Genomic DNA, 23329 nt, shown 5'->3' with positions numbered 1-23329 from the left:
CTACCGTCTGACCGCAAGGCTTTGGGGAGCCCATCGGATCCCTGCTCACGCGCACCACTTCCAGCTCAAACCGGTGTCAAAATGCCTGCGTTGCCTGCTCATCTAAAATTCCTTCCGGCATGTGAATGATCAGCTATCGAGGTGTCTGGAAAATTAAACCACCACAAACTTCGATGCAAACATAGGCCAATTGCACTTACCCACCGATGAACAGTCCCACTGTTAAGCGCTATCTGCCCTGGGTCGTCGCCACCGCCCTGTTCATGGAGCAACTCGACTCCACCATTGTCAATACTGCAGTTCCGGCGATGGCGGCGAGCCTGCACGTGACGCCGCTGAGTCTGAAGGCAGTCATTACCAGCTACATCCTGAGCCTGGCCGTATGTATTCCGGTGAGCGGCTGGATGGCCGACCGGTTCGGCACGCGGCGTGTGTTTGGCGTGGCGGTGGCGGTCTTCATTTTTTCCTCGATACTGTGTGGTTTGGCCGTCAACGCGCCGATGCTGGTAGCGGCGCGTATTCTGCAGGGAATCGGCGCTGCGATGATGATGCCGGTAGGCAGGCTTGCGATCATTCGGACCTTTCCCAAAGCGGAATTGCTGACAGCGATGAACTTCGTCATCATCCCGGCGCTGATCGGTCCGCTGCTCGGACCCACGGTGGGCGGTCTCATCGTGCACTGGCTGTCGTGGCGGGAAATCTTCTTTGCCAACGTGCCGGTGGGTCTGGTCGCACTGCTGCTCATCCATCGCCACATGCCGGATTATCGCGGTGCTGCGCCTCGACCGCTGGATCTAGTCGGTCTGGTCTTGTTCGGCTCGGGCACGGCGCTGCTTTCGTGGCTGCTGGAAGTCTTCGGCGAGCATCACCTGGACGTGACTTCGGCGGCTATTCTGCTGCTGCTCTCCCTCAGCCTGCTGGCTGCCTACGTCTTGCATGCCCGCCAGGCGTCTTACCCACTACTCCGCCTCGCGCTGTTTCGGATACGTACGTTCCGCGTCTCGGTGGTCGGCGGCTTCATCACTCGACTGGGTGTCGGCGGGCTTCCATTTCTGCTGCCGCTGCTCTATCAGCTCGGTCTGGGCCTGCCTGCCTGGGAGTCGGGCCTGTTGATGATGCCTAGCGCCGCCGCTGCCATGGCGATGAAGCTCATCTCTGCGCGGGTACTGCGGCGCCATGGATACCGGCAGGTACTCATTGTGAATACGGTCATGATCGGACTCACCCTCTGCCTCTTCTCACTGGTGATCCCGGCCACGCCGATTATACTGATCGTGCTGCTGGGATTGGCGCAAGGATTCTTCAACTCGCTGCAATTTTCCGGCATGAACTCGATGGCCTATGCTGACATCGAAACGCCCGACTCGAGCATGGCCAGTACCATCGCCAGCACGCTGCAGCAGATATCAATGAGCTTCGGGCTGGCCTGCGGGTCGCTGATCGTCGCCTGGTACCTGGGCGGCCTGCCCCAAACCGACCGCGTGGCCGTGACGAATGCGCTGCACCACGCATTCCTGACCCTGGGCGGTCTGACCATCCTGTCTTCGCTATCGTTCCGGGCGCTCCGTTCCGGAGATGGCGAAAGTGTCAGCAGGGGCAACCTGCACGAGGCAGAATGAGCTGAGCGAGAAACGTTCGCCGACAAGCCATATGAGAGCAACATCTGGCAATCCATTACGAAAATCGGATATCCGTATATACGAACGCGTATTTTTAACTTATCAATCGTTTATAATTTGACCGGCATGCATTTCAACATGCCATGCTGATTATTGGTTGATTAAATCTGTATTCTTTCAAAAAATCAACATAGAATAATTGCAGTATTTCCATGGCGATATTTTTATGTGGCTCGATTAGCATTTACAAATAACTCATTCACCAAAACCGCACAGGAACCCACGATCATGACGACTTACAAAGAAATGAAAATCAGAATTGCCAAGCTTGAACAAGAGGCAGAAGCATTGCGTAAAGCAGAGCTGGTTACCGTCATTGCCGACATTAAAGCCAGGATGGCCGAGTATGGCATTACCAGCAAGGATCTGGGGGTCATTAAAAACAAAACGAAAAAACAGCCCGGTCATGCTTCCGGTACTGCAGGCCCTGTTGCCCGCTACAGAAACGATGAAGGTAAAACCTGGAGCGGAAGAGGCCGTAAACCGAAGTGGGTAATTGAGGCATTGGCAGCCGGGAAAACGCTGGAAGACCTGGGGTATTTTATTGGTTGAACCGGGCTCGGGCTGATTTGCGTTCCAATAGACCCGGATTTTCCGTTGCTTGATTTTTAAGCAACGGATAGGGAACTATTTCTTTAACTCCGATCCAACGATCGGATCGTTCCTCAGCAGAAACCATGTCAAAAAACATACCCTCCCCCAGTCTGAAAATAAAGGTATGGGATTTTCCTGTACGCTTCTTTCACTGGAGCCTGGCAATTTGTTTTGCCGCCTCCTGGACCAGTGCCGAACTTTTTGACAACGCCATGCAGTACCATATTTATGCAGGCTACGCTACATTGGTTTTAATCCTCTTCAGAATACTGTGGGGGTTTGTTGGCAGCACTACAGCACGTTTTGCAAGCTTCATTCGAAGCTTTCTCACCACATTGAAATATGCCGGCACCTTACGCGAACCGCAGCCAGGCAAACAGATCGGACACAACCCCCTCGGCGGCTGGATGGTGATAGCGATGCTGGGTTTTTTATTGGTCCAGGCGGGGACAGGCCTGTTTGCCAGTGATGACGTCGTCACCCAAGGGCCGCTGGCGTTTTGGGTTGGCGAAACCCTCAGCGACACCCTCAGCGGCCTTCATCAGCAACTGTTTAATTTCCTGCTCGCGCTGGTCGGACTGCATATTGCCGCGGTGCTGTTTTACCGGTTCTTCAAGCACGACAATTTGATTGTGCCCATGATCACGGGATACAAGGACCTGCCTAATGGCATTCCAGCACCGCATCTGCATTTTGTGAGCAACGGGCGCGCATTTCTGTTATTTGGATTGGTGATGATCGGCGTCCTGGTACCCATTTCTATCGTTTGAATGCCTCATATGCGACGCATCCGAAATTGGCGCGGAATCACTAGCGCGGGCCGCCCCGGAATTCACGATGGCAAGCCAGGCAGCTATCTGTCACCTTCCCGTAATCCGCGCGAATCACATCCATATTCCCTGTTTTTGCACCCTCGACCAGCTGCGCTGAGGCCGCTATGAAAGTCTGCTGCGCTTGTTTGAATTCCGCCGGCTTTTGCCAAACCACGGGCTTCGCTCTGGTCGGCGAGTAATTGCTGTCTGCCGTGAAGTATTTCCAGGGTTGGGTACTCAAGGTTTGCAGTGCCACTGCATACTGCAGGAACCGGTCCTTCTCATAAGGCTTGCGCCCACGCACCACCAGCCCCATGGGTTCAAAATTGCGCAGCATTTGTTTAAATACGAGTTTGCGTTTGGTAAGCGGCTGCCCGGCATGCGTATCTTTCTCGGCATGTCCACAGGATGCCAGTGCAACACAAGTGAAAAACATGAGCGGCAAGCGCAATGAGAAAATGCTGAATTTATCGCTGATTACTTTATTGCTTATCCGTTTTAACCAAATCTTAAAGCTGGGCATATCCAATTCCTTCGTTAAAATCCATTTGCCAATCAAGTTACCCAGGCATAATGGCACAGCCAGCCTTACACTGGCCTTACCATGCAGGAACAAAACCTGTGTAATCAATGCTGAACACGCACATGCATGCATGATGAAGACGGTTTTTTGTCTTACGCATGCTGCCCCGCTGTTTGCGTTAGCGCAGCGGCGGCGATGTGTGAGTAGATTAGTAATTGACAGTCCAGTTCAGTCACTCCACAAAAAACAGCATATAGACGATATCCTGCACAATACCCGCAACGGATCAGGCCTGTTTTTGCCGGATTTCAGGAATATCTGTAGCAGGAACCGGCTGTCATGAGCTGACCTTGCGCGCTCCGATCCATGCGGAACGATCAGGTGCCTGGCGGCCTGCATATTAGGGCATAATCGGGGATGTGCAAGGTCATTCGCGATTACTGCACGGGATACAGCCAGTGATGAAAAATCCGACGCCGTTCAATGCCTTTGTCAAAGCACGCCTGTTCCCGAATCGCTCTTTTGGGTTGCACCTCACCCTGGGCGTGCTGGTGCTGGCGGGCGCAAGTTGGCTGTTCGGGGATATTGCCGAAGCCGTCGTGTCCGGTGGCCAGCTCACCAGCGTTGATGCCCAACTGGCCGCGTGGTTTCACACGCATTCGACGCCGCTGCTTACCCGCTTCATGCTAATCGCCAGCAACCTTCAAGGCATGCTGGCGACAAGTATTTATGCGCTCCTGTTCGGCCTTTTTCTGCTACGGAGACAACAACGCTATTGGCTGCTTGCCTTGATCCTGACTGTGCCCGGCGGCATGCTCCTGAATGTCCTCATGAAGTTCGCATTCCAGCGCGCGCGCCCCGGCTTCACCGATCCTATCATCACCCTGACCACTTACAGTTTTCCCAGCGGACACGTTGCCGGCGCGACCCTGTTCTATGGCGTATTGGCCGCATTCCTGGTCGCGCGTACAAGCATGTGGCGCTGGCGCGCTGTTGTCGTCCTGGTGGCCATCCTGCTGGTGGCCTTGGTGGGGTTGAGCCGTATCTATTTAGGCGTTCACTACCTGAGCGATGTGCTGGCGGCTGGCGCCGAAGGCGTTGCCTGGCTCGCGCTGTGCCTTACCGCCATGCATACGTTGCGGCAGCGCCGCACGCCCTGACTCATGCGAGAACCCATGCCTGCCCCCATTGCCGTCATCATCAACGCCTGCGCCGGTGCAGGCTATACAACAGACTGGGTAGACAATCTGACCGAAATATTTCGTGCGGGCGGACTTGATGTGCAGGTCACGCTTGCGCGCGACGGCGCCGCGATCATCGACACAGCAAACCGCGCCATTGCCGAAAAACCTTCGACTATCGTTGCCGGAGGCGGGGACGGCACGATCAATGCAGTTGCGTCGGCATTGATTGGAACGGACACTGCCCTGGGCGTCCTTCCGCTAGGAACGCTCAACCACTTTGCCAAGGACCTGCATATTCCGCTCGACCTTGATGGGGCTATACGCAATATCATCGCCGGACATACCATCAAGGTTGACGTGGGCGAAGTCAACGAGCGTTTCTTTCTGAATAATTCCAGCCTGGGAATTTACCCCAGCATTGTGCGAGATCGGGAAAATCAGCAGAAGCGGTTGGGACGCGGCAAGTGGACTGCTTTTGTGTGGGCAACCGTGACGATATTACGCCGTTATCCGTTTCTGAACGTGCGCGTCACTGCCAATGGAAAAGAACACGCGCGCCTCACCCCCTTTGTCTTCATCGGCAACAATGAATACCTGATGGAAGGCTTCAATATCGGTGAACGCAGATGTCTTGATGCCGGGCAGTTATGTTTGTATGTGACGCAACGTAGCGGACGGTTCGGGTTGCTGCGGCTCGCCCTGCGCGCCCTATTCGGACGATTGCGCCAGGCAAAAGACTTCGATGCTCTCAGCGCTCAAGAAATCCTGATCGAGGTACGGCACCCGCATATGCGCATTGCCACTGACGGCGAAGTCACCGTGATGGAAACTCCGCTACGCTATCGCGTGCGTTCCGGAGCATTGCGCGTCATCGTGCCACCAATCCATGAACCGGATGGTGGATAAAAGCAGAATATCATGCGCACGCTCGTTCACCTCTCTGATCTCCATTTTGGTCGTGTCGATGATGCGCTTATCGGGCCTTTAATCAAGCTGGTTGCGCAGATCAAGCCCGATGTCGTGGTGGTTTCCGGCGATCTGACGCAACGCGCGCGCAGCGCGCAGTTCAAGCAAGCACGCCATTTTCTGGATTCCCTGCCGTCGCCACAGATCGTCGTACCCGGCAATCATGATGTGCCGCTGCATAATATTTTTGACCGTTTTACTCGACCGCTCGACAAATATCGGCGCTATATCACGCACGATCTCGAACCGTTTTATGTCGATGATGAAATTGCCGTCCTGGGTATCAACTCCGCACGCTCACTGACCTTTAAAAACGGACGCGTCAATGAACGCCAGATCGCGCGCGTACAGGCGCGGCTCTCCACATTGGGCGCCCACATCACCAAAATCATTGTGACGCACCATCCGTTTGATTTGCCCGCCGATTACGCTGATACAGAGGTTGTTGGACGTGCACCGATGGCAATGAAGATGTTCGCCAGTCATGGCGCAGACATGCTGCTTGCCGGTCACCTGCATGTCAGTCACGCGGGAAACACCGCTGCCCGTTATGCAATCAGCGGCTACGCCGCCCTCGTCGTGCAGGCAGGTACCGCGACATCGACCCGGAGCAGGGGGGAATCCAATTCCTTTAATGTCATCCAGGTAAATTCTCCGCACATCAGCATCAAGCGTTTTGCCTGGGCGCCGGAACTGGGCGCTTTTAGCGTTTTTACCACCGAATCGTTTCAACGCAGCGCCAGAGGATGGTCGCGAGATTCTGCAACAAAGGACTGACCGATGATCAGGACGGCGGCTCCATGGGCCTGATCTTTGCCTTTTACCTGCTTGTTTTCCCTGTGGTTAAGTGTTTTTTCCAGACTCATTCGCTTTTTCAGAACAATCATTGACACAAAATAGTAACCTGCGTTACTTTCCGCTCCGTTACCATCACTCAGAAAATCATCTTCGTGGTCACACAATGCCTGAAAGAATTCGAGTCGCGCCTCGATGAAGTTTCCAGCCGGGTGCCAGGACAGCCGCGCCAGGAAGTGGTGCTGTCGCGGCTGTACTACATGGTATTCAAGCGCCTGCAGGAAACCATCAACCACAACCTGCAACCCTACGGCATCAATGATTCGATGTGGACGGCGCTGATCATGATGTATTCCAGCCCGGAGCATTTCATTTACCCGAGCGATCTGAGCCACGTGACCGTGTCGTCGCGCACCCATATCACCCGGCTGGCGGACGAGATGGTCAGCAAGGGCTGGGTGAGCCGCCAGGGCTGCCAGAGCGACCGGCGCAAGATCATTCTCACCTTGACTAAGTCCGGCACCAGGCTGGTCGAAACGATATTGCCCCGGCAATGGGCGCTGTATGAAAAACTCTGGCAAAGCTTTGATGCTGCGGAAAAAGACCAGATGGAAGCCATGCAGCGCAAGCTGCTGGCAGCCTTGTCCAACTAATTTCCTCAACGGAAAACACCATGTCGCTTAACCCCCCTTCACCCTTCCCCGCACGCCGCTGGGCTGGCCTGTTGCTGATTCCTGTTGCGCTGCTGGCGGGCTGCAAGGGTGAGCAAAAGGCGGCATTCAACCCGATGCTGGCACCGGTCGCAGTCGAAGTGGCCGAGGTAAGGGTTGCCCCGTTGCAGCAGACCCTGGCCGCGGTGGGCAGCTTGACCAGCCCGCAATCCACACCCATCGCGCCGCAGATCGGCGGCAAGCTGGTGGAACTGAATATCCAGCAGGGTGCATTGGTGAAAAAAGGCATGGTGCTGGCGCGGCTGGATGACGCGGTGCTGCGCGCGCAGCTCATGGCCGCGCAATCGGCACTCACCAACGCTCGGCAAATCTACGCGCGCGACCAGCAAATCGCCGACAGCGGGGCGCTGTCGGCACAGCAGGTGGAAAGCGATGCGGCCGCGGTGCGCACGGCCGAGGCCAATCTGGCGCAGGTGCGCGCCAATCTCGACTACGCCACGCTGCGCGCGCCGTTCGCCGGCACACTGGGCATCCGCCTGGTCAGCCTGGGCAGTTACGTGGCCCCCGGCACCACGCTGGTGACGCTGCAAAGCCTCGACCCGCTGTATCTCGATTTCAGCCTGCCGCAAAGCGAGCTGGCACATGTGCGCAATGGCCAGACCGTACATTTCAGCGTGGACGGGGTGAAGGGCGATTTCAGCGGCAAGGTGGTGGCGCTGAACCCGGCGCTCAACACCGGTTCGCGCTCGATAGCAGTCCGCGCCAACGTAGCCAACCCCGGCCAGAAGCTTAAACCCGGCATGTTTGCCAATGTGCGCCTGCACACCGGCACCATAGCGCAGGCGCTGTTTGTGCCGCAACAGGCGGTGGTGGCGGAAGGCGTAGCGCGCAAGATATGGGTGGTGGACGCCGGCGGCAATGCGACTTTGCGCGACATCAGCCTCGGCCAGTATCAGACCAACTCGGTGCAGGTGACCGCCGGTCTCCAGCCCGGTGAGCGCGTGATCGCGACCGGGCTGCAAAAAATGCATCCCAAGGCCAGGCTCGTCATCAAGCCTTATCAGCCGATTCATAACCCGCGCCTTGACCTGAGCGATCCGGCAGAGATGGGCGGCGGTGCATGAAGCTCTCCGATACCTCGATCAGCCGGCCGGTCTTTGCATCGGTCATCAGCCTCATCATCCTGCTCACCGGGCTGGCCGCCTATTTCGGCCTGCCGGTGCGCCAATACCCGGACGTCAGCAACCCGGTGGTGTCGGTCACCACCACTTACATCGGCGCCAGCCCGCAGACGGTGGAGAGCACCATCACCAACCCGCTGGAAGAAGGACTCAACGGCATCGACGGCATCCGCGCCATCACCTCGCAAAGCTCGTTCGGCACCAGCGCGATTACCGTGGAATTCGAAAGCAGCCGCAATGTCGACGCCGCTACCCAGGACGTGACCAACGCGGTGAACAAGGTCATCAACCAGCTGCCCAACAACGCCAACGTCAACCGCCCGGTGATTACCAAGGTCAGCGCCGATTCCCAGCCCATCATCTGGCTGGTGTTGCAGGGCAAGAATTATTCGCCGGAACAACTCAGCCAGCTGGCCGACCGGGTAGTCAAGCAGCGTACCGAGATTTTGTCCGGGGTAGGCAACGTGATTATCGGCGGCTACCAGGAGTGGGCGATGCGCGCCTGGCTCAACCCGAAAAAGCTCGCCGCGTACGGGCTGACCGTGAACGACGTGGTGACCGCGCTGCAACAGAATAACGTGCAGTTGCCCGCGGGACAGATCAAATCCGACGCGCTGTTCTTCAACGTCATCGCCAACGGCCAGATGGCCGACCCCAGGCAATATGCCGACCTGGTGGTGCGCGAGGTGAACGGTGTGCCGGTGCGCATCCGCGATGTGGGCTGGGTGCAACTGGGCGCCAGCAGCTACAGCTCGTTCGCCCGCTTTAACGGCGAGCGCGTGGTGGGGGTGGGCATCGTGCCGCAAAGCAAGGCCAATACCCTGGATGTATCGACGCTGGTATACCAGGCGCTGCCCGGCATTCGCGCCGCGCTCCCCCACGGCGTGACCCTGAACGTGGCCGTGGACAAAACGCAATACATCCGCGATTCCATCCACGAAGTCAGCATTACGCTGTTCATTGCCTTTGGCCTGGTGGTGCTGGTGGTGCTGCTGTTCCTGCGCACTTTCCGCGCCACCATCATTCCGGTGGTGGCGATTCCGGTGTCCATCGTCGGCGCCTTTGCCGGCATGTGGGCGCTGGGCTTTTCCATCAACGTGCTGACCTTGTTTTCGCTGGTGCTGGCGATCGGCCTGGTGGTGGACGATGCCATCATTGTGCTGGAAAACATCTATCGGCGCCAGGAGCTGGGCGAATCGCGCCGCGTCGCCGCCATCAACGGCGCGCGCGAAATCGGCTTTCCGGTGCTGGCCACCACCGCCACGCTGATCGCGATTTTCATCCCGCTGTCGCTGATGCAGGGCAATATCGGCAAGCTGTTCCACGAATTCGCCATTACCGTGGCGATTGCCGTGGGCCTGTCCGGGCTCATCGCCCTGACCCTGACGCCGATGCTGTGCTCGCGTTTCCTGCGGGTATCCCACGCCAGCTGGGGCCTGTTTGTCTATACCGAGCGCCTGATCGAAGGCGCCCGCGCGCGTTATGCAAAAACCGCCAACTGGGCCACCCATCACCGCAAGTCGGTGGGCATTTTCATGCTGGTCAATCTGGCACTCCTGGGCACGCTGTATTTCTTTTCGCCCAGGACCTTCGTGCCGGTTGAAGACCAGGGTCTGATCCTGGCGGTGGTCAAGGCACCTGAAGGCTCCAATCTGTTCTACACCTCGCACTACCTGCGTCAGGTCGAGGCGGCGTTCAAGGCGCAACCCGCGGTCAAGCAATACTTCGCCGCCGCCGGCCTGCCGGTGGGCGGGCCGGCTTCGCCGCGCAATGCGATTGTGTTCGCGCGCCTGCAGGATTTCGACAAGCGCAGCCAGAGCCAGATGGATGTAGTGAAACATCTGTTTCCGCCATTGATGAAAATCTCCGGCGCGCTGGCTTTTCCGATCAACCCCCCGTCGCTGAACGGTGCGGCCACCGCACAGGACGTGCAGTTCGTGGTGCAGGGGGCGGACTTCAACACGCTGGCTAAGTTAAATCAGCAGTTGCTGGACAAGGCCAGGGCCACGCCGGGCATGGTCAACGTGCAAAGCGATCTGACCGACCACACGCCGCAGCTCGAGGTGGACTTCCATCGCCGCCAGGCGGCGGATCGCGGCATCAGCGTGGGTGCGCTGGCGCAAACCCTGCAAACCGCGATTGGCGGCACGCACGCCAGCGATTTCATCATGAACAACAAAAACTACCAGGTGATCGCGCAGCTGGAACCGAAATACCGGGCCACGCCGGACGCCATCAACGGCCTCTACGTGCGCGCTGCCAACAACGAGCAGGTGCCCATATCCGACCTGGTCAAGGTGAGCCACAGTTACGGCCCGGACACCCTCTACCACTACAATCTGCAGCGCTCGTTTACCCTGAGCGCCAGCCTGTTGCCGTTCCTGCCGCTGTCGACCGCGCTGGATGGCTTGCAACAGGAGGCCAACAAAATCCTACCGGACGGTTATCAGACTGCGCTCACCGGACAAAGCCGCGATTATGTGGAAACCTCCGGCTCGCTGTATGTCACCTTTGCGGTCGCGCTGATCTTTATCTACCTGGTGCTGGCGGCGCAGTTTGAAAGCTGGGTGCATCCGCTCACCATCCTGCTGTCGGTGCCGCTGGCGTTGACCGGCGCCCTGCTGACCCTGATGCTGGCGCAGCAGAGCCTCAACCTGTTCAGCGAAATCGGCATTATTCTGCTGATCGGCCTGGTCACCAAAAACGGCATCCTGATGGTGGAATACGCCAACCAGCTGCGTGCCGCCGGCAAGGATCTGATCTTTGCCGCAGTCGAGGCCGGGCGCATCCGCTTCCGCCCCATCATCATGACCTCTCTGGCGATGATGGCCGGCAGCCTGCCGCTGGCGCTGGCGACCGGCGCCGGCGCACAAACCCGTCAGCCGCTGGGCTGGGCGGTGGTGGGCGGGCTGCTGTTCAGCACCGTCTTCAGCCTGCTGGTGACGCCAGTGTTTTACATGCTGATTACCGGACTGGCGGACAAGCTGGGCTTCCGTACCATCCCGCCCAAAATACATTTCGAGGAAGAAAAAGACCTGGAGCCGGCAGCATGAAAGCACGCAACGCACTTAACGCTGCACTGCTGCTGACCGGCCTGTCCGGCTGCGCGGCCGGCCCCGACTTCATGCAAGCCAAGGCACCCGATGTGCCGCGCTACACCCGCGCCGCCCAGCCAACGCAAACCGGGTCTGCCGCTGGCGTGGCGCAAAGCTTCAGCGCCGGTGCGAAAATCAGCGCCGACTGGTGGCGGCTGTTCCAGTCGCCGGCGCTGGACAGTCTGGTAAAAGAAGCCCTTGCCAGCAACCTCACGCTGGAGGCCGCGCGCGCCCGTCTGACCCAGGCGCAGGAAGTGCTGGAAGCGGATTACGGCGCGCTCTATCCGCAACTCACCGGCAGCCTGGGCGCGCAGCGGCAGCGAACTCCCGCGGTGCGCTTCGGCACCATGGCCAGCAGCACGATATTCAACCTCTACACGGGTTCCGTCGGGGTGAGCTATGCGCTGGATTTCTTCGGTTACTCGCGCCGCACGCTGGAACGCGAACAGGCCAACCTCGAGAACCAGCGCATGCAGTTGCGCGCGGCGCAGCTCACGCTGACCGCCAACGTCATCAACGCCGCGTTCCTGCGCGCCTCGCTGGCTGCCCAGATCGCAGCCACCCAGGGCATCATCCGCACTCAGCAGTCTCAGCAAAGCCTGGTCGGGCGCCAATACCAAGCCGGCCTGGTGCCCTATTCCGACGTGCTCAGCCTGCAGTCGCAACTGGCCGCCAGCGAGGCCACGTTGCCGTCGCTGCAACAGCGTCTGAGCCAGGCCAGCCACCTGCTCGCCACCTACCTGGGCAGGCCGCCGGCAATGGCAGACTTGCCGGAAATTCGCCTGGCGGATTTCCGCCTGCCCGCCGCACTGCCGTTGAGCCTGCCCTCCGAACTGGTGCGCCAGCGCCCCGACATCCTCGCCGCCGAGGCGCAATTGAAAGCCGCCAACGCCCAGGTCGGCGTCGCCACCGCCGCGCTGTATCCGCGTTTCACGCTCAACGCCAGCTACGGTCAGAACAGCCTCAAGCTGGCCAGCCTGTTCGACTCCGCCAACAGCCTGTGGACACTCGCCGCCAACCTGTCGCAACCGCTGTTCGACGGCGGCACGCTCAGAGCGCAAAAACGTCAGGCCGAAGCCGCCTACCGGGAGGCGCTGGCCAACTACAAGCAAACCCTGATCACCTCGTTTGCCCAGGTAGCCGATGTGTTGCGCGCGTTGGAGAATGATGCCGACAGCCTGCGCATTCAGCAGCAGTCGGCCCAATACGCGAGCCAGGCCAGCAATCTGGTCAACCTGCGCTACAAGGCCGGCAAAGCCAGCTATCTCGACCTGCTCAGCGCCCAGCGCCAGGAGCAACAGACGCGCATCGCTCTGGTGCAGGCCCAGGCGCAGCGCTACCAGGACAGCGCCGCGCTGTTCACCGCGCTGGGCGGCGGCTGGTGGCAAAACCCCGAGGCTGCGGATAAAGCCGCGATCAAGACCGGTTCCTGAAGTAATGGGTGGCGCATCGCGCCCAGACTCGCGCCGTATCGGCTACTGCTCGACCACCCTGGGCGATCCGGTATGCCGGGGCATGCGACCGCACCAGCACCGAAGTGGATCAGTGAATTTTGCTGTCGGACAACCAGAAACAGGCGGTCCGGGAACGCATCGCGCTTGACGACACCATCAGGGACAGGCGCATGGAATGACCCTAATTGTCTTGCGCCTGCGCAATCCACGCAGGCCCAGCACGCCCACAACACCGTTGCGTTTATCGCCCCCAAGGCGAAGCTGTATCCGTAAACAACGGGGAATATCTGGCTACCGGGAATGGCACAAACGCGGTGTGTCACCAGCCATCCGTCTGTTTTCATGCTGCAGTCTTATTAAATTCCTCATTTACGTACGCTAACGCACGGAGCCGTGCCGATATTCGTTCTATCTTGACAACGCTTGCTGTGTTTTCGAAATAGGAATTAAGTGGCTTTCGGCCAATTCTGTTGGTGAAAAACAGTGGGCAGCAATATGTTCAATATGCGTAATTCATCACCGTTGAATGGATTTTTAATTTTCATTAGGAGTTCCAATCATGAACAAAGATCAAATCAAGGGTACGATCAAGGACGGCGTCGGCAAAACTCAGCAAGAGACAGGCAAACTGATTGGAAGCAAGGAGCAGCAAGCCAAAGGACTTAAAAAACAAGTGTCTGGCAAGATGCAAAAAAGTGTAGGCGACGCCAGGGAAGCCATCAAGGATGGAACAAAAAAAGCCTCACACAAGCGCTGATTTGATTTAAGGCCCGTTGTTTTGGCAATGCCTATCCTTTCGATGCATCGAAGAGTTCGAGCTTCTCAGGCCAGGGTTTTGGCCACATGCATGAGTGTGGCCAAAACCCACAGAAAGCATATATCTGCCATGGATCAAAAAGTCCAAATACCGATCATGAAATCCAAATTCGTGGCATTGGCTCTGACCATCTCATTCGCCACGGCACCCGGTATGACAGGCGCGGCAGGCTGCCCCAAAGGGGCGAGCAAAGCTTCCATTGCGGGGCAGCGCACGGTTCCTGAGGCAATGGGTGGCGATGCTGTTGAACAACGCTCAGCGAGGAAGCGCGCACTGGAAAAAAAGAAATTCATGCAGCAGAACAGGCCGCGATGGACGTAAGCCGTTCGGGAGTAACGCGTTCAGCGTGACAATTTGTGTCTTCAATAATTGCTCTTCACCTCCCAACTGGAGATGCAAAATGCGCCATTCATCGCCTGCTCGTCTGCCTGTTAATACTGAATCTTGGCGCCTGTGGTGAAGTGGCGACATTGCCGGAACAGGCGGGCGTCGGTCCCCATCCGACGCTACCGACGCCGCACCCCACATTATTGCCCACCGTCAATATAGCCCCGGCCAAAGGCTGGCCTGCGGGCGCGACACCGAGGACTGCCGTTCGCCAAGGTACCCTGTCTGGACACCTGAGGATGTACTCACCGGCTTTGTCAGTGCGCACGGTGATGCGCTAGGCCGTCCGGTTGGCGTGGCAGTCGACCGTATGGGCGCGCTGCTTGTCGCCGATGACGTTGGCAACATCGTATGGCGGGTGACCCCCGCCATGGCGAAATAGGGGCTGCTCCACGCCGATGATGAAACAGCATGCAAGCTTTCCGGATTCCGTATGATTTTTTACCCATCGCCAGCATCGCAGCATCCAATCAAACAATCAATTAAGGAGACCCGTTCATGGATCAAAAGCATTTCAGCCGGCGCGATGTGCTGCGTAGTACATTACTGGGTCTAGGCATCGCCAGCCTGAGTCTGGGCGTGGCACGCGCCGCAGGTTCGCGCGTCCAGGCCGCGAATCTGCTGGCGCCGGGCGCCAAGACCCTGCAGGCGCTGAACCAGCGCCTGGCTGTATTGCCGCGCCGGCGCGATTTCAAGACGGTGCCGATGATACTGAACGCGCCGCATCAATGGGACAGCAAGGCATTCAACGAAGTGCTGCAGTACACCGGAGGTCCCAAGCAGGTTTGGGACAATACCGACCTGGCAGGTCCGTGGCTGAATCTGATGCGTAACGCGATGAATGCACAGATATGGGCGTTCAGGCACCCGGACTTTCTGGCAGTTTCGGCTACCCACGGCAGTGCACATCTGGCGCTGTATGACGAAATGATCTGGGACAAATACGGTTTCGCCAAACTCAGCAAGGACAAGTTCAAGACCAACACATTTCTGGCTGCCCCACTCGGATCGAAGGCTAATCCCGCCGATTACGAAAACACCAAGGGTGTATTCTCTCCGTACGACAACAGCATCACCGTGCTGCAAAAGCGCGGCGTGGTATTCCTGGCCTGCCACAACGAAATCTGGGAGGTGACCATGGATCTGCACAATAAGGGCGTGAACCCCGACCACCTGAGCCACGAGCAGATGGCCGCCGAGTTCACCAACCATTTGATTCCGGGTGTGATTCTCACCCCGGGCGTTGTCGGCACGCTGGTGGAATTGCAAAACGCCGGCTATCATTACGCCACGTAAGCCAATCCCGAGGAGGCAACGATGAAACCAGCCGCCAAACATACCCTCTCTGCTGCGCTGGGTGCAGCACTGCTCTTTGTGTTACCTGCCTGCGCTACGACTGCCGGCTGGGGCGGCAAGGTGCAGCCGCCCCAGTATAAAGGGGAGATTTTTCCACCCTGGCAGCAGGGCGCCAACGCACCGGCGACCATCAAGGGGCTGCAGTTCACCGTGCCCGAGGTCAACGTCCTGGCGGATTTCCACGGCAATCTGAATAATCCAAAACTGGTGATTTTCGTCGCCGGCAACTACTACTTCGCAATGGCGCCGCTGGTGGCTGCGTTCGAGCAGGAACACCCGCAATACCAGGGGCGCATCTATTTCGAAACCCTGCCGCCGGGCATTCTGCTCAAGCAGATGCATGCAGGTGGCACCATTACCGTGGGCAACATGACCTGGACGGTCAAGCCCGATGTGTATGCGGCCGGGCTGAAAAAGATCCGGGCCGCGATCGCCGACGGTATCCTGACCGGTGCGGCCGTGCCCTACGTGACCAACGATCTGGCCATCATGATTCCAAAGAACAACCCGGCGCATATCACCGGCCTGACCGATCTGGGCAAGCCTGGCGTGCGCCTGTCCATGCCCAACCCGGAGTGGGAAGGTGTGGCCCGGCAAATCAAGGCCTCGCTGGCCAAGGCGGGCGGTGCTGCACTGGAAAAAAGCGTGTATGAGGACAAGGTCAAGGACGGCCAGACCATCCTGACCCATGTCCACCACCGTCAGACGCCGCTGTTCCTGATGCAGGGCCTGGCCGATGCCGGCGTGACCTGGAAATCGGAGGCGATTTTCCAAGAGCAGGTTGGCCACCCGATCAGCAATATAGCGATTCCGGCTGACCAGAATACGACTGCGATTTACGCTTCGGCAGTGGTCAAAGGCGCAGCGCATCCCGAGGCTGGCAAGGAATGGGTGGGGTTCTTGCGTTCACCCACGGCACGGGCTATTTTCGAGCGTTACGGGTTCAGGGCCTATAGCGCGGCCAGGTGAGTGCAGCAGGGCAGCTGCAACACCAGACACAACACATCCGGCCCATATTGAATCAAGGGGTCATATTTTGTGTTCTGGCGATTTTTCAGGTTGAAGCTGCCGAGTCATGCTATCGGGTGCCCAAGGGGGCCGAATCGGCATTTTCCCACAGCGGGTCAGGCGCGAGCTAAATCCATGGCTTGCCAACAGCGCCGGGCTTGATTTTTGCCTTCCTTGTTTTTTCCCCATGGTTAACTGTTCTTTCCAGGTTTATTCCGCTCAACATCGGTTTTAGCCTCTCCCGTATCCTGTGGCTGCTCCGCCGACACTCCCTGTTCATCCAGCGCCGCGAGAACCAGATGTGGGTCGGTCGATTCCTGGAATGCTTCCGCTTCAGGATCATAGCGGTTTTTGACCATGGGCAGATCGCGTCTCAGTTCTTCCAGCAGGTCAATGATTTTGGTACTTTTCTGTTCGGTCAGCAGATTGACCTGTAGATCCAGGTGCGCGCGCTGTTCCTCCATCTTGGCCATGCGATTTTGCTTGATCGCAACCACTGTTGTTGTCAACAACGCACCCAAACTGACCGTACCTTGCAGCCAAAGAAATGGAGGTTCGTCAAATTCCACCAACCCGAGTTGGCGCGCAAATACATTGGCCAAAATCCAGGCTGAAACAAACAGCAGGATCGAACCGAAATAAAGCGGCTGTCCGACAAAATGGCTAATGTTCTCCAGGAACCGTTGCGACGGACTGATCTTTTGTTTTTCGCGCGCGTAGAACGCTGAAATGGCGCCGATGTTCTCGTTGATCTGGTCCAGTCCAGCTTCGGATAATTTGTCATGGCTATGTGAAGGTGATACGGGTTTAGAAGGTTTAGAAGGTTTGGAATTCATCGGTCTGTCAAGCTCCTTTCAGCATTGCATGTAGCCTGGTCATCGCAAGTTCATTACAGCCCACTTGCCCGATCAGCGCGCCCGGATCCGGCCCGACCGATCCAGGTGGTGCCGAAGTCGCCACGCACCAGGTGCGGCGCCAGGAAGCGCACCGGGTTCATCAGGGCGCCACTGATCGGCGCCGCCCAAGCCCCTGCCAGGGCAAGCTAGCCGCCCACCGCGATGGCGCCGTTGGTGCCGGTGTTGCGCGCTCCTGAGGCGGTGCCGAGAATCGTGTTCACCAGTCCGGCACTCAGCGCCCGCCACCGGCAGCAACCATGACCAGCAGAAAGGTGCCCCAAACCTCGGTAAACAGACGCCGCCACTCGAGCGCGCGATCGAGGGAAGCCGAGCGCTGACGCGACCCCCACCATACGTTGTTTCTGCGCTGTATCGGGTCGATTTTTGCGCAATGCCGTCATGCACACCTCCGCTTGTTTCAGTTACATGGATGTGACTAGATGTATTCCCGGCAACAGGGGATTGAATAGACTAAACAGGGGGGTTGGTTTCACGCCTTGTCACGCATCAAACATAGCGTCACTTCCTCGCGGTCGTGATACAGCTGTTTGATCTGCAAAGTGTAGCTCATATCTTCGCGCTCCAGCCGTTTGGCGATAATTTCTTCGCAGCGGCGCACTTCTTCCAGGCGTTTTTTCATCGGCAGTTTGAGATTGAAAATGGCGTGGCGGGCATGGCCGCGCGCGATCCATTCCGCCACCAGCTGGGCAATGCGCGACGGGCTTTCCACCATGTCGCACACCAGCCAGTTCACCGGATGATGCGGCCGGTAGGTGAAGCCGTCGCCGCGCATGTGCTCGACCATTTCGGTGGCCATCGCCGCTGCAGCCATCGGACCGTTATCCACGGCGGTGACGCGGATGCCTTTTTGCGCCAGCACCCACGCCCAGCCGCCGGGCGAGGCGCCCAGGTCGACAGCGCGCATTCCGGCCTTGAGTTCATGCGCGTTGCTGCCGTCGAGAAACACCATCAGTGCTTCCGCCAGCTTGCCGGCGGAGCGGCTCGGTGCATCGCGCCCGACGCGCACGCGCGGGATACCCATGAACCACGGCGCGGAATTGGCCGGATCGGAGATGCCCACATAAGCCGCATCGTCGGCCACAAAACACACATGCAGGCGCGGCGCGCTCGCGCCGGGAACCAACTGGCGGGTTTTTTCCAGCGCCGCGGTGAGCGGACGGGTGAAACGCCCACAAAATCCCAGACGCGTTTTGGCGACATCGGTGTCGGGGGTTTCCACCCGGATTTCAGAATAGCGTGGCGCAAGCTGGCTCACGGCGGCCTTGACTGCGGTAAGGCGGTCGCCCTCAGGCATGCCCTGAATCAGCGCCGCGACTTGCACCCACTGGCGCGCAAAAATGAGGCGGGTAAAGGGTAGCTCGCTGGTAATCAGCGTGATCTCATCCTGCGTTTCAGCCTGGAACAGGACCCAGCCGGTTTGCTCGGCGGCTCTGACGTAGCCATGTACGCCCAGCTCGGTCGCCCAGGCCATGATTTCGCCCGCGCATTCTTTTTCGAACCCGGCGCGACAGTAGAGTAGCAGTGCATTCATGCTGCTCATTGGAATTCCTTTATTCGATTAACGGGGTATTTTGTCTGACGGGGTAAATCGCCGCTGCGATGGGTTGCGCTGTATGCAACAAGGCCAATTGCACGGCGCCATGCCTGTCAGTATAACCGGCTGCATGGCGCGCCGGGGAAGCGGTTGCATGGCACCCCTGATGCTGGTAAAACGCGCAAGGCGCCGCGCGGGCGCTATACTGACCCATCCCAATCAGTCCAGTTGCAGGAGGCCAGCGTGACAGAAAACAATATTGAAGCCGGCAAGTTGCCGGCGGATGGCCTGGTGACGATCACCCACGTGATTTATGGTCTGCATGCGTTCACCGTGGTCACGGGTTTGCTCAGCCCCATGCTCATCGTTACTGCCTTCCTCACCGGCTGGCCGTCGATCCTGGCGGTGGTGCTCAACTATATCAAGCGCGGCGAGGCACGCGGCACTTATCTGGAATCGCATTTCCGCTGGCAGATCCGCACTTTCTGGTTCGCCTTGCTGTGGGTAGTGGTGGCGTGGCTGCTGGTGTTTACGCTGATCGGCATTCCGCTGGCGATTGCGGTCGTCTCCATCGCCGGATTATGGGTGCTATACCGCGTGGCACGCGGCTGGCTGCGGCTTAACGACAAACTGGCGATGCCGTTGTAGCGGGTAATGACCTCTCTTCGAAAAACAGTTAACCACGGTCACGGAGAGCACGGAGGAAACTGCAATGCAAAATTCAAGACGCCTCTCTGGACTTGGTTTTTGTCTTTCCATTTTTGCTTTTTTCCTTTTGCCTTCCTGCTTCTCCCCGTGCTCCGTTAATGCCGTTTCCAGACTCACGCCAGACGGGTCAGAAATCGATCCAGCTGATTGGCAAACGCCTGCCGGTCACTATTTGAAAAGGCCGCCGGGCCGTCTGTCTGTACGCCGCTGCCGCGCAACGCGTCCATGAAGTTGCGCATGGTGAGTAAAGCCCGGATCGTTTCCTTGCTGTAAAACTCGCCTCTGGGGTTGAGCGCATGGCCGCCTTTTTCAATGACGTCCGCCGCCAGTGGAATATCCGCGGTAATCACCAGGTCGCCCGCTTGCAGCCGCTGCACGATCTCGTTATCCGCCACGTCAAAACCCCTGGCTACCTGCAGCGCGCGGATATACGGCGAAGGCGGCGTGCGCAACAGCTGGTTGGCCACCAATGTCATGGAAATGTGCGCCCGCTCTGCGGCACGGAACAGGATATCCCTGATGACGCCCGGGCAGGCGTCGGCATCTACCCAGATGTGCATGACCGAATCCCGGCAATCAATGGCGCATCTTTAGACCGGCGCCTGCAGTACGACAAATTCCACCGGCACCGTTTCGGTGTCGCTGGACAGCCAGATTGCGCCATCTTCTATCGTGCAACTGAGCTGCATGTTGCGTTGCGCCAGTTTGGCCAGCGCCTGGGTGACGGGCAATGGCAGATTGATCACGGTCAGGTTTTTCAGCCGCGCGAGTCTGGGGCTGATGGCAGCCCACCACAGGTTGGCGCCGTGGCCGCCATAGCTGTATATCGCCACCTGGGCGGCACGGCCGCTGGCTTTGAGGATGCGTTTTTCATCAGGCAGCCCCACGTCTATCCACAGTTCAATCGCGCCGGTCAAATCCTTCTGCCAGGCGTCAGGCTCGTCCGCTTCGGAGATGCCTTTGGCAAACGCCAGATATTCATGCGCGTGGCGGGCGAATGCCAGCAGGCGCACCATCATGCGCTCGTCGGTTTCCGACGGATGGCGCGCAAGGGTCAGCGCGTGGCTGGCATAATAGTGCCGGTCCATATCGGCGATTTGCAGGTCGGCTTTGAAGATGGTTGCTTTGAGTGCCATGGGCTAGGGGGTATCAGGGTGGCGTGAGCGCGACAGTTTAGCCCCGGATGCGCACCCGTGCGAGCGCATCCGGGTAAAATTCGCCCAACACAAGGAATACACATGGATATTATCGAACTCGCCGGTTATGGGCAGCTGAAAAAATTGCTCGAAGCCGCGCAGGGCGGCGATGTGACCGCGCAATACAACCTCGGCGTGCTGTATTTCGAGGGCAAGGACGCACCGCAGGATTATATGGAGGCCGCCAAATGGTACGGCGCAGCGGCCGATCAGGGCGACCGTCAGGCGCAGTTCAACCTGGGATTGATGTTCTACCGTGGTGTGGGTCTGCCGAAAAACCTGGTGCATGCCTACGCGTTATTCAGCCTTGCCGCCGCGCACGGCGACGAGCGTGCCAAACAGGGCATGGCGGCGATCCAGCGCGAGGCCGCACCGGAACAGCTTGCGGCAATCAACGCGCTCGGCACCGATTCACACAGGCATTGAAACAGGGGCGCGCGGCGGTTCGTGCGCAGGTGCTAAGTCGCGACGTCCAGGTGCCCTATCTTGACCAGGATGGTGCAACCCGGCTCGCTGAATGGCTGATGCACGCTCAGATGCGGGCTGCGCAGCCACATCCCCTGACCGTAATCGCCAAACTCATCCTGAAACACGCCATCCAGCACCAGAATTTCCTCGCCGCCATAATGCCGGTGCGGCTGAAAGCGCGTGCCGGGCTGCCAGCGCACCAGCGCGGTATGCTCGCCGCCGAATGCGGACAGCGGCAGCACCTGCAGCCCGTCCACCAGCCCCGGCAGCCACTGCGCTTCATGGGTGTTGATGACTACGCGCTGCGTGTCGTCCGGCTGCATGTAGCGCAGTTTCACAAACAAAGTACAACCGCTGCTGCTGAACGGACGGTGCGCCGAACCCGGCGGATTTTTCAGATAAGTGCCTGCCGGATAGACGCCGTATTCATCCTCGAAGATGCCCTCCAGCACCAGGATTTCCTCACCCTGCGGATGGGTATGCGCGTCAAATCCGGCGCCCGGCTGATAGCGCACAACCGAAGTGGCGCGCGCCGCTTCCGCGCCGTTGCGCTCCAGCATGCGGCGCGCCACACCGGGCAGCGGCGAATCCACCCAGCGCAGTTGGGCGGGGTCAACCAGTGCGCGCTGGCTGTGGTCTGCGTTGATCATCATGGTGTTTCCTGGGCCTGTGTTTTGATTTGAGCGGGAACGCTTTCAATTTGGCTGACTCTTAATTCAACAACAAGCTTGCCGGAGGCACGTATCATGTCACCCCTGTTCAGACGCAGCTTAACGACATTGCTGGGAGTACTGGCGCTATTCATGCTGCAGGCATGTGATTCGGCTGGCGCCACCCTGCCCGATCCGGCAGCGGATGCCGCGCTGACCCGCCACGCCGCGCCGCAAACGGCAGTACTCGCCGGCGGCTGCTTTTGGGGCATGGAGGCAGTATTCCGGCATGTCAAAGGAGTGACGGCCGTGCAAGCCGGCTATTCCGGCGGCGCAGCGGATAGCGCCCGCTATGAAACCGTCAGCGGCGGCAATACCGGACACGCCGAGTCGATAAGAATCACCTATGATCCGTCCGTAATCACGTACGGCCAGTTGCTCAAGGTGTATTTCTCTGTCGCACACAACCCTACCGAACTCAACCGCCAGGGGCCTGACCGCGGCACCCAGTATCGCTCCAGCATCTTTATTGCCAATCCCGAACAGCAGCGCATCGCACAGGCCTACATCAGGCAGTTGCAGGCAGCCAAGGTGTTGGCCCGGCCCATCGTCACCACGGTGACCCCGCTCCAGGCATTTTATCCTGCAGAAGCCTATCACCAGGATTACGCCATGCGCCATCCGCATGACCCCTACATCATGATTTACGATCTGCCCAAGCTGACCGCGCTGCGCCAGCAGTTTCCCGGTTTATACGCGGGCGGCTAGCGCCCATCAGAAACGAATATAGGCGTAACCACGCTGCTGCAGGTCAATCAGCCGGGTGTAGGCGTCATGGACGATGACCACGCCGGGCAACAAATCTTCTGGCGTGAACCCCTTGGCGCGCATGGTGACGTTGCAGATCTCCACACTCACGCCATGCTGCAGCAGTTCGGCCACCACCTGGCTGTTCGGGTTGTAGGCGAACCGGTCTTTTTTGTCACGCTGATAAGCCTGGTCATTGAGCAGCCAGTATGCCGTGGGGCCATGCAGCACGATGCTGATGTGCAACTGATCCTGCCGGACACCCAAGGATTTGTATGCTTCCAGCAAGCCGCGCAGATAATACAGTCCCTTGCCGATCCCCGCCTCCCACACATCGTCCTTGTCATCGTATACAACCTTGATGTCTGTGCGTTTCTGCACACCGATCATGTCTGTTTGCTGCGACTGCGCTGCGGCGGACATAACGGGCGCGATTCCAGACAGGCAGCCGATCAGCAGGCAAAAAATCAGGCTGGCTTGGCGGGTCATGGTCATTCTCCTTCTCCTTTTGTATAAACGCGTTAAAC

24 protein-coding genes are annotated in these 23329 nt (G+C 58.5%); 17 read left to right on the top strand and 7 right to left on the bottom strand.

The window, feature by feature from the left end:
* Positions 1 to 206: 206 nt before the first annotated feature.
* The 3 genes from GZH91_RS04710 (at position 207) to GZH91_RS04700 (ending at position 3043) form a co-directional block, all read left to right on the top strand.
* Positions 207 to 1619, top strand: coding sequence for a DHA2 family efflux MFS transporter permease subunit (locus GZH91_RS04710; RefSeq protein ID WP_147071130.1), 1413 nt, complete (start codon positions 207 to 209; stop codon positions 1617 to 1619).
* A 288-nt stretch (positions 1620 to 1907) separates the two neighbouring features.
* Positions 1908 to 2231, top strand: a complete 324-nt coding sequence (locus tag GZH91_RS04705; RefSeq protein ID WP_147071132.1) for an H-NS histone family protein — start codon at positions 1908 to 1910, stop codon at positions 2229 to 2231.
* Positions 2232 to 2356: 125 nt separating this feature from the next.
* Entirely contained in the window at positions 2357 to 3043 is a 687-nt protein-coding gene (locus GZH91_RS04700; protein WP_147071134.1) for a cytochrome b/b6 domain-containing protein, read from the top strand.
* A 40-nt stretch (positions 3044 to 3083) separates the two neighbouring features.
* Here the strand turns inward: GZH91_RS04700 and GZH91_RS04695 are convergent, their stop codons facing one another.
* Positions 3084 to 3608 carry a c-type cytochrome gene (locus GZH91_RS04695; RefSeq protein WP_161984171.1) on the bottom strand — a complete coding sequence of 175 codons (525 nt, stop codon included), beginning with the start codon at positions 3606 to 3608 and terminating at the stop codon, positions 3084 to 3086.
* 461 nt (positions 3609 to 4069) lie between these two features.
* Between GZH91_RS04695 and GZH91_RS04690 the strand changes: the two genes are divergently transcribed.
* The 11 genes from GZH91_RS04690 to GZH91_RS04635 all read left to right on the top strand — a co-directional run bounded on the left by GZH91_RS04690 (position 4070) and on the right by GZH91_RS04635 (position 16483).
* Positions 4070 to 4768, top strand: coding sequence for a phosphatase PAP2 family protein (locus GZH91_RS04690; RefSeq protein WP_147071137.1), 699 nt, complete (start codon positions 4070 to 4072; stop codon positions 4766 to 4768).
* A 15-nt stretch (positions 4769 to 4783) separates the two neighbouring features.
* Positions 4784 to 5698 (top strand): diacylglycerol/lipid kinase family protein, encoded by a 915-nt coding sequence (locus GZH91_RS04685; RefSeq protein ID WP_147071139.1) that lies wholly within the window; start codon positions 4784 to 4786, stop codon positions 5696 to 5698.
* Positions 5699 to 5710: 12 nt separating this feature from the next.
* The gene (locus GZH91_RS04680) at positions 5711 to 6535 is read left to right on the top strand and encodes a metallophosphoesterase family protein (protein ID WP_147071141.1); all 825 of its coding nucleotides are present in this window, start codon (positions 5711 to 5713) and stop codon (positions 6533 to 6535) included.
* Between the two features lie 173 nt (positions 6536 to 6708).
* Positions 6709 to 7206 (top strand): MarR family transcriptional regulator, encoded by a 498-nt coding sequence (locus GZH91_RS04675; protein WP_198415400.1) that lies wholly within the window; start codon positions 6709 to 6711, stop codon positions 7204 to 7206.
* Between the two features lie 20 nt (positions 7207 to 7226).
* Positions 7227 to 8348: an efflux RND transporter periplasmic adaptor subunit gene (locus tag GZH91_RS04670; protein WP_147071145.1), complete on the top strand. Its 1122-nt coding sequence runs from the start codon at positions 7227 to 7229 to the stop codon at positions 8346 to 8348.
* On the top strand, positions 8345 to 11458 hold the full coding sequence (locus tag GZH91_RS04665) for an efflux RND transporter permease subunit (RefSeq protein WP_147071147.1): 3114 nt from the start codon (positions 8345 to 8347) through the stop codon (positions 11456 to 11458). Before GZH91_RS04670 ends, GZH91_RS04665 begins: the two co-directional genes overlap by 4 nt.
* Entirely contained in the window at positions 11455 to 12933 is a 1479-nt protein-coding gene (locus GZH91_RS04660; RefSeq protein WP_147071149.1) for an efflux transporter outer membrane subunit, read from the top strand. The genes GZH91_RS04665 and GZH91_RS04660 overlap by 4 nt, the downstream gene beginning before the upstream one ends.
* Before the next feature lie 580 nt (positions 12934 to 13513).
* Positions 13514 to 13711, top strand: a complete 198-nt coding sequence (locus GZH91_RS04655; RefSeq protein WP_147071151.1) for a CsbD family protein — start codon at positions 13514 to 13516, stop codon at positions 13709 to 13711.
* Positions 13712 to 13840: 129 nt separating this feature from the next.
* Complete coding sequence (locus GZH91_RS04650; RefSeq protein WP_161984170.1) at positions 13841 to 14092, top strand: hypothetical protein; 252 nt, start codon at positions 13841 to 13843, stop codon at positions 14090 to 14092.
* Between the two features lie 564 nt (positions 14093 to 14656).
* Positions 14657 to 15454, top strand: a complete 798-nt coding sequence (gene tetH / locus GZH91_RS04640; RefSeq protein ID WP_147071155.1) for a thiosulfate dehydrogenase — start codon at positions 14657 to 14659, stop codon at positions 15452 to 15454.
* Positions 15455 to 15475: 21 nt separating this feature from the next.
* On the top strand, positions 15476 to 16483 hold the full coding sequence (locus GZH91_RS04635) for a substrate-binding domain-containing protein (protein ID WP_147071157.1): 1008 nt from the start codon (positions 15476 to 15478) through the stop codon (positions 16481 to 16483).
* A gap of 230 nt (positions 16484 to 16713) precedes the next feature.
* Here GZH91_RS04635 and GZH91_RS04630 read toward each other — a convergent pair whose 3' ends face one another.
* Positions 16714 to 17358 (bottom strand): DUF1003 domain-containing protein, encoded by a 645-nt coding sequence (locus GZH91_RS04630; protein WP_147071159.1) that lies wholly within the window; start codon positions 17356 to 17358, stop codon positions 16714 to 16716.
* 550 nt (positions 17359 to 17908) lie between these two features.
* A complete protein-coding gene (rlmM, locus tag GZH91_RS04625) occupies positions 17909 to 18979 on the bottom strand; it encodes a 23S rRNA (cytidine(2498)-2'-O)-methyltransferase RlmM (protein ID WP_198415399.1) in 1071 nt (356 codons plus the stop codon).
* A gap of 237 nt (positions 18980 to 19216) precedes the next feature.
* Between rlmM and GZH91_RS04620 the strand changes: the two genes are divergently transcribed.
* Positions 19217 to 19621, top strand: a complete 405-nt coding sequence (locus GZH91_RS04620) for a DUF4870 family protein (RefSeq protein WP_147071161.1) — start codon at positions 19217 to 19219, stop codon at positions 19619 to 19621.
* 173 nt (positions 19622 to 19794) lie between these two features.
* On the opposite strand, the gene GZH91_RS04615 is transcribed toward GZH91_RS04620, so the two are convergent.
* Both GZH91_RS04615 and GZH91_RS04610 read right to left on the bottom strand, forming a co-directional pair.
* Complete coding sequence (locus GZH91_RS04615) at positions 19795 to 20241, bottom strand: YaiI/YqxD family protein (RefSeq protein ID WP_147071162.1); 447 nt, start codon at positions 20239 to 20241, stop codon at positions 19795 to 19797.
* Positions 20242 to 20271: 30 nt separating this feature from the next.
* Positions 20272 to 20817: a YaeQ family protein gene (locus GZH91_RS04610; RefSeq protein WP_147071164.1), complete on the bottom strand. Its 546-nt coding sequence runs from the start codon at positions 20815 to 20817 to the stop codon at positions 20272 to 20274.
* Between the two features lie 102 nt (positions 20818 to 20919).
* Between GZH91_RS04610 and GZH91_RS04605 the strand changes: the two genes are divergently transcribed.
* Positions 20920 to 21303, top strand: coding sequence for a tetratricopeptide repeat protein (locus tag GZH91_RS04605; RefSeq protein WP_147071166.1), 384 nt, complete (start codon positions 20920 to 20922; stop codon positions 21301 to 21303).
* A 32-nt stretch (positions 21304 to 21335) separates the two neighbouring features.
* Here the strand turns inward: GZH91_RS04605 and GZH91_RS04600 are convergent, their stop codons facing one another.
* Positions 21336 to 21998, bottom strand: coding sequence for a cupin domain-containing protein (locus GZH91_RS04600; RefSeq protein ID WP_147071168.1), 663 nt, complete (start codon positions 21996 to 21998; stop codon positions 21336 to 21338).
* Between the two features lie 93 nt (positions 21999 to 22091).
* Here GZH91_RS04600 and msrA point away from each other — a divergent pair, with 93 nt between their 5' ends.
* Complete coding sequence (gene msrA, locus GZH91_RS04595) at positions 22092 to 22763, top strand: peptide-methionine (S)-S-oxide reductase MsrA (protein WP_147071170.1); 672 nt, start codon at positions 22092 to 22094, stop codon at positions 22761 to 22763.
* A 6-nt stretch (positions 22764 to 22769) separates the two neighbouring features.
* Here the strand turns inward: msrA and GZH91_RS04590 are convergent, their stop codons facing one another.
* A complete protein-coding gene (locus GZH91_RS04590; RefSeq protein WP_198415398.1) occupies positions 22770 to 23297 on the bottom strand; it encodes a DsrE family protein in 528 nt (175 codons plus the stop codon).
* Positions 23298 to 23329 lie beyond the last annotated feature (32 nt).

Source organism: Sulfuriferula plumbiphila, from assembly GCF_009938015.1.
Lineage (GTDB): Bacteria > Pseudomonadota > Gammaproteobacteria > Burkholderiales > Sulfuriferulaceae > Sulfuriferula > Sulfuriferula plumbiphila.
The sequence above is the reverse complement of the archived record's forward strand: the minus strand, read 5'-3'. Positions and strand labels throughout refer to the sequence as shown.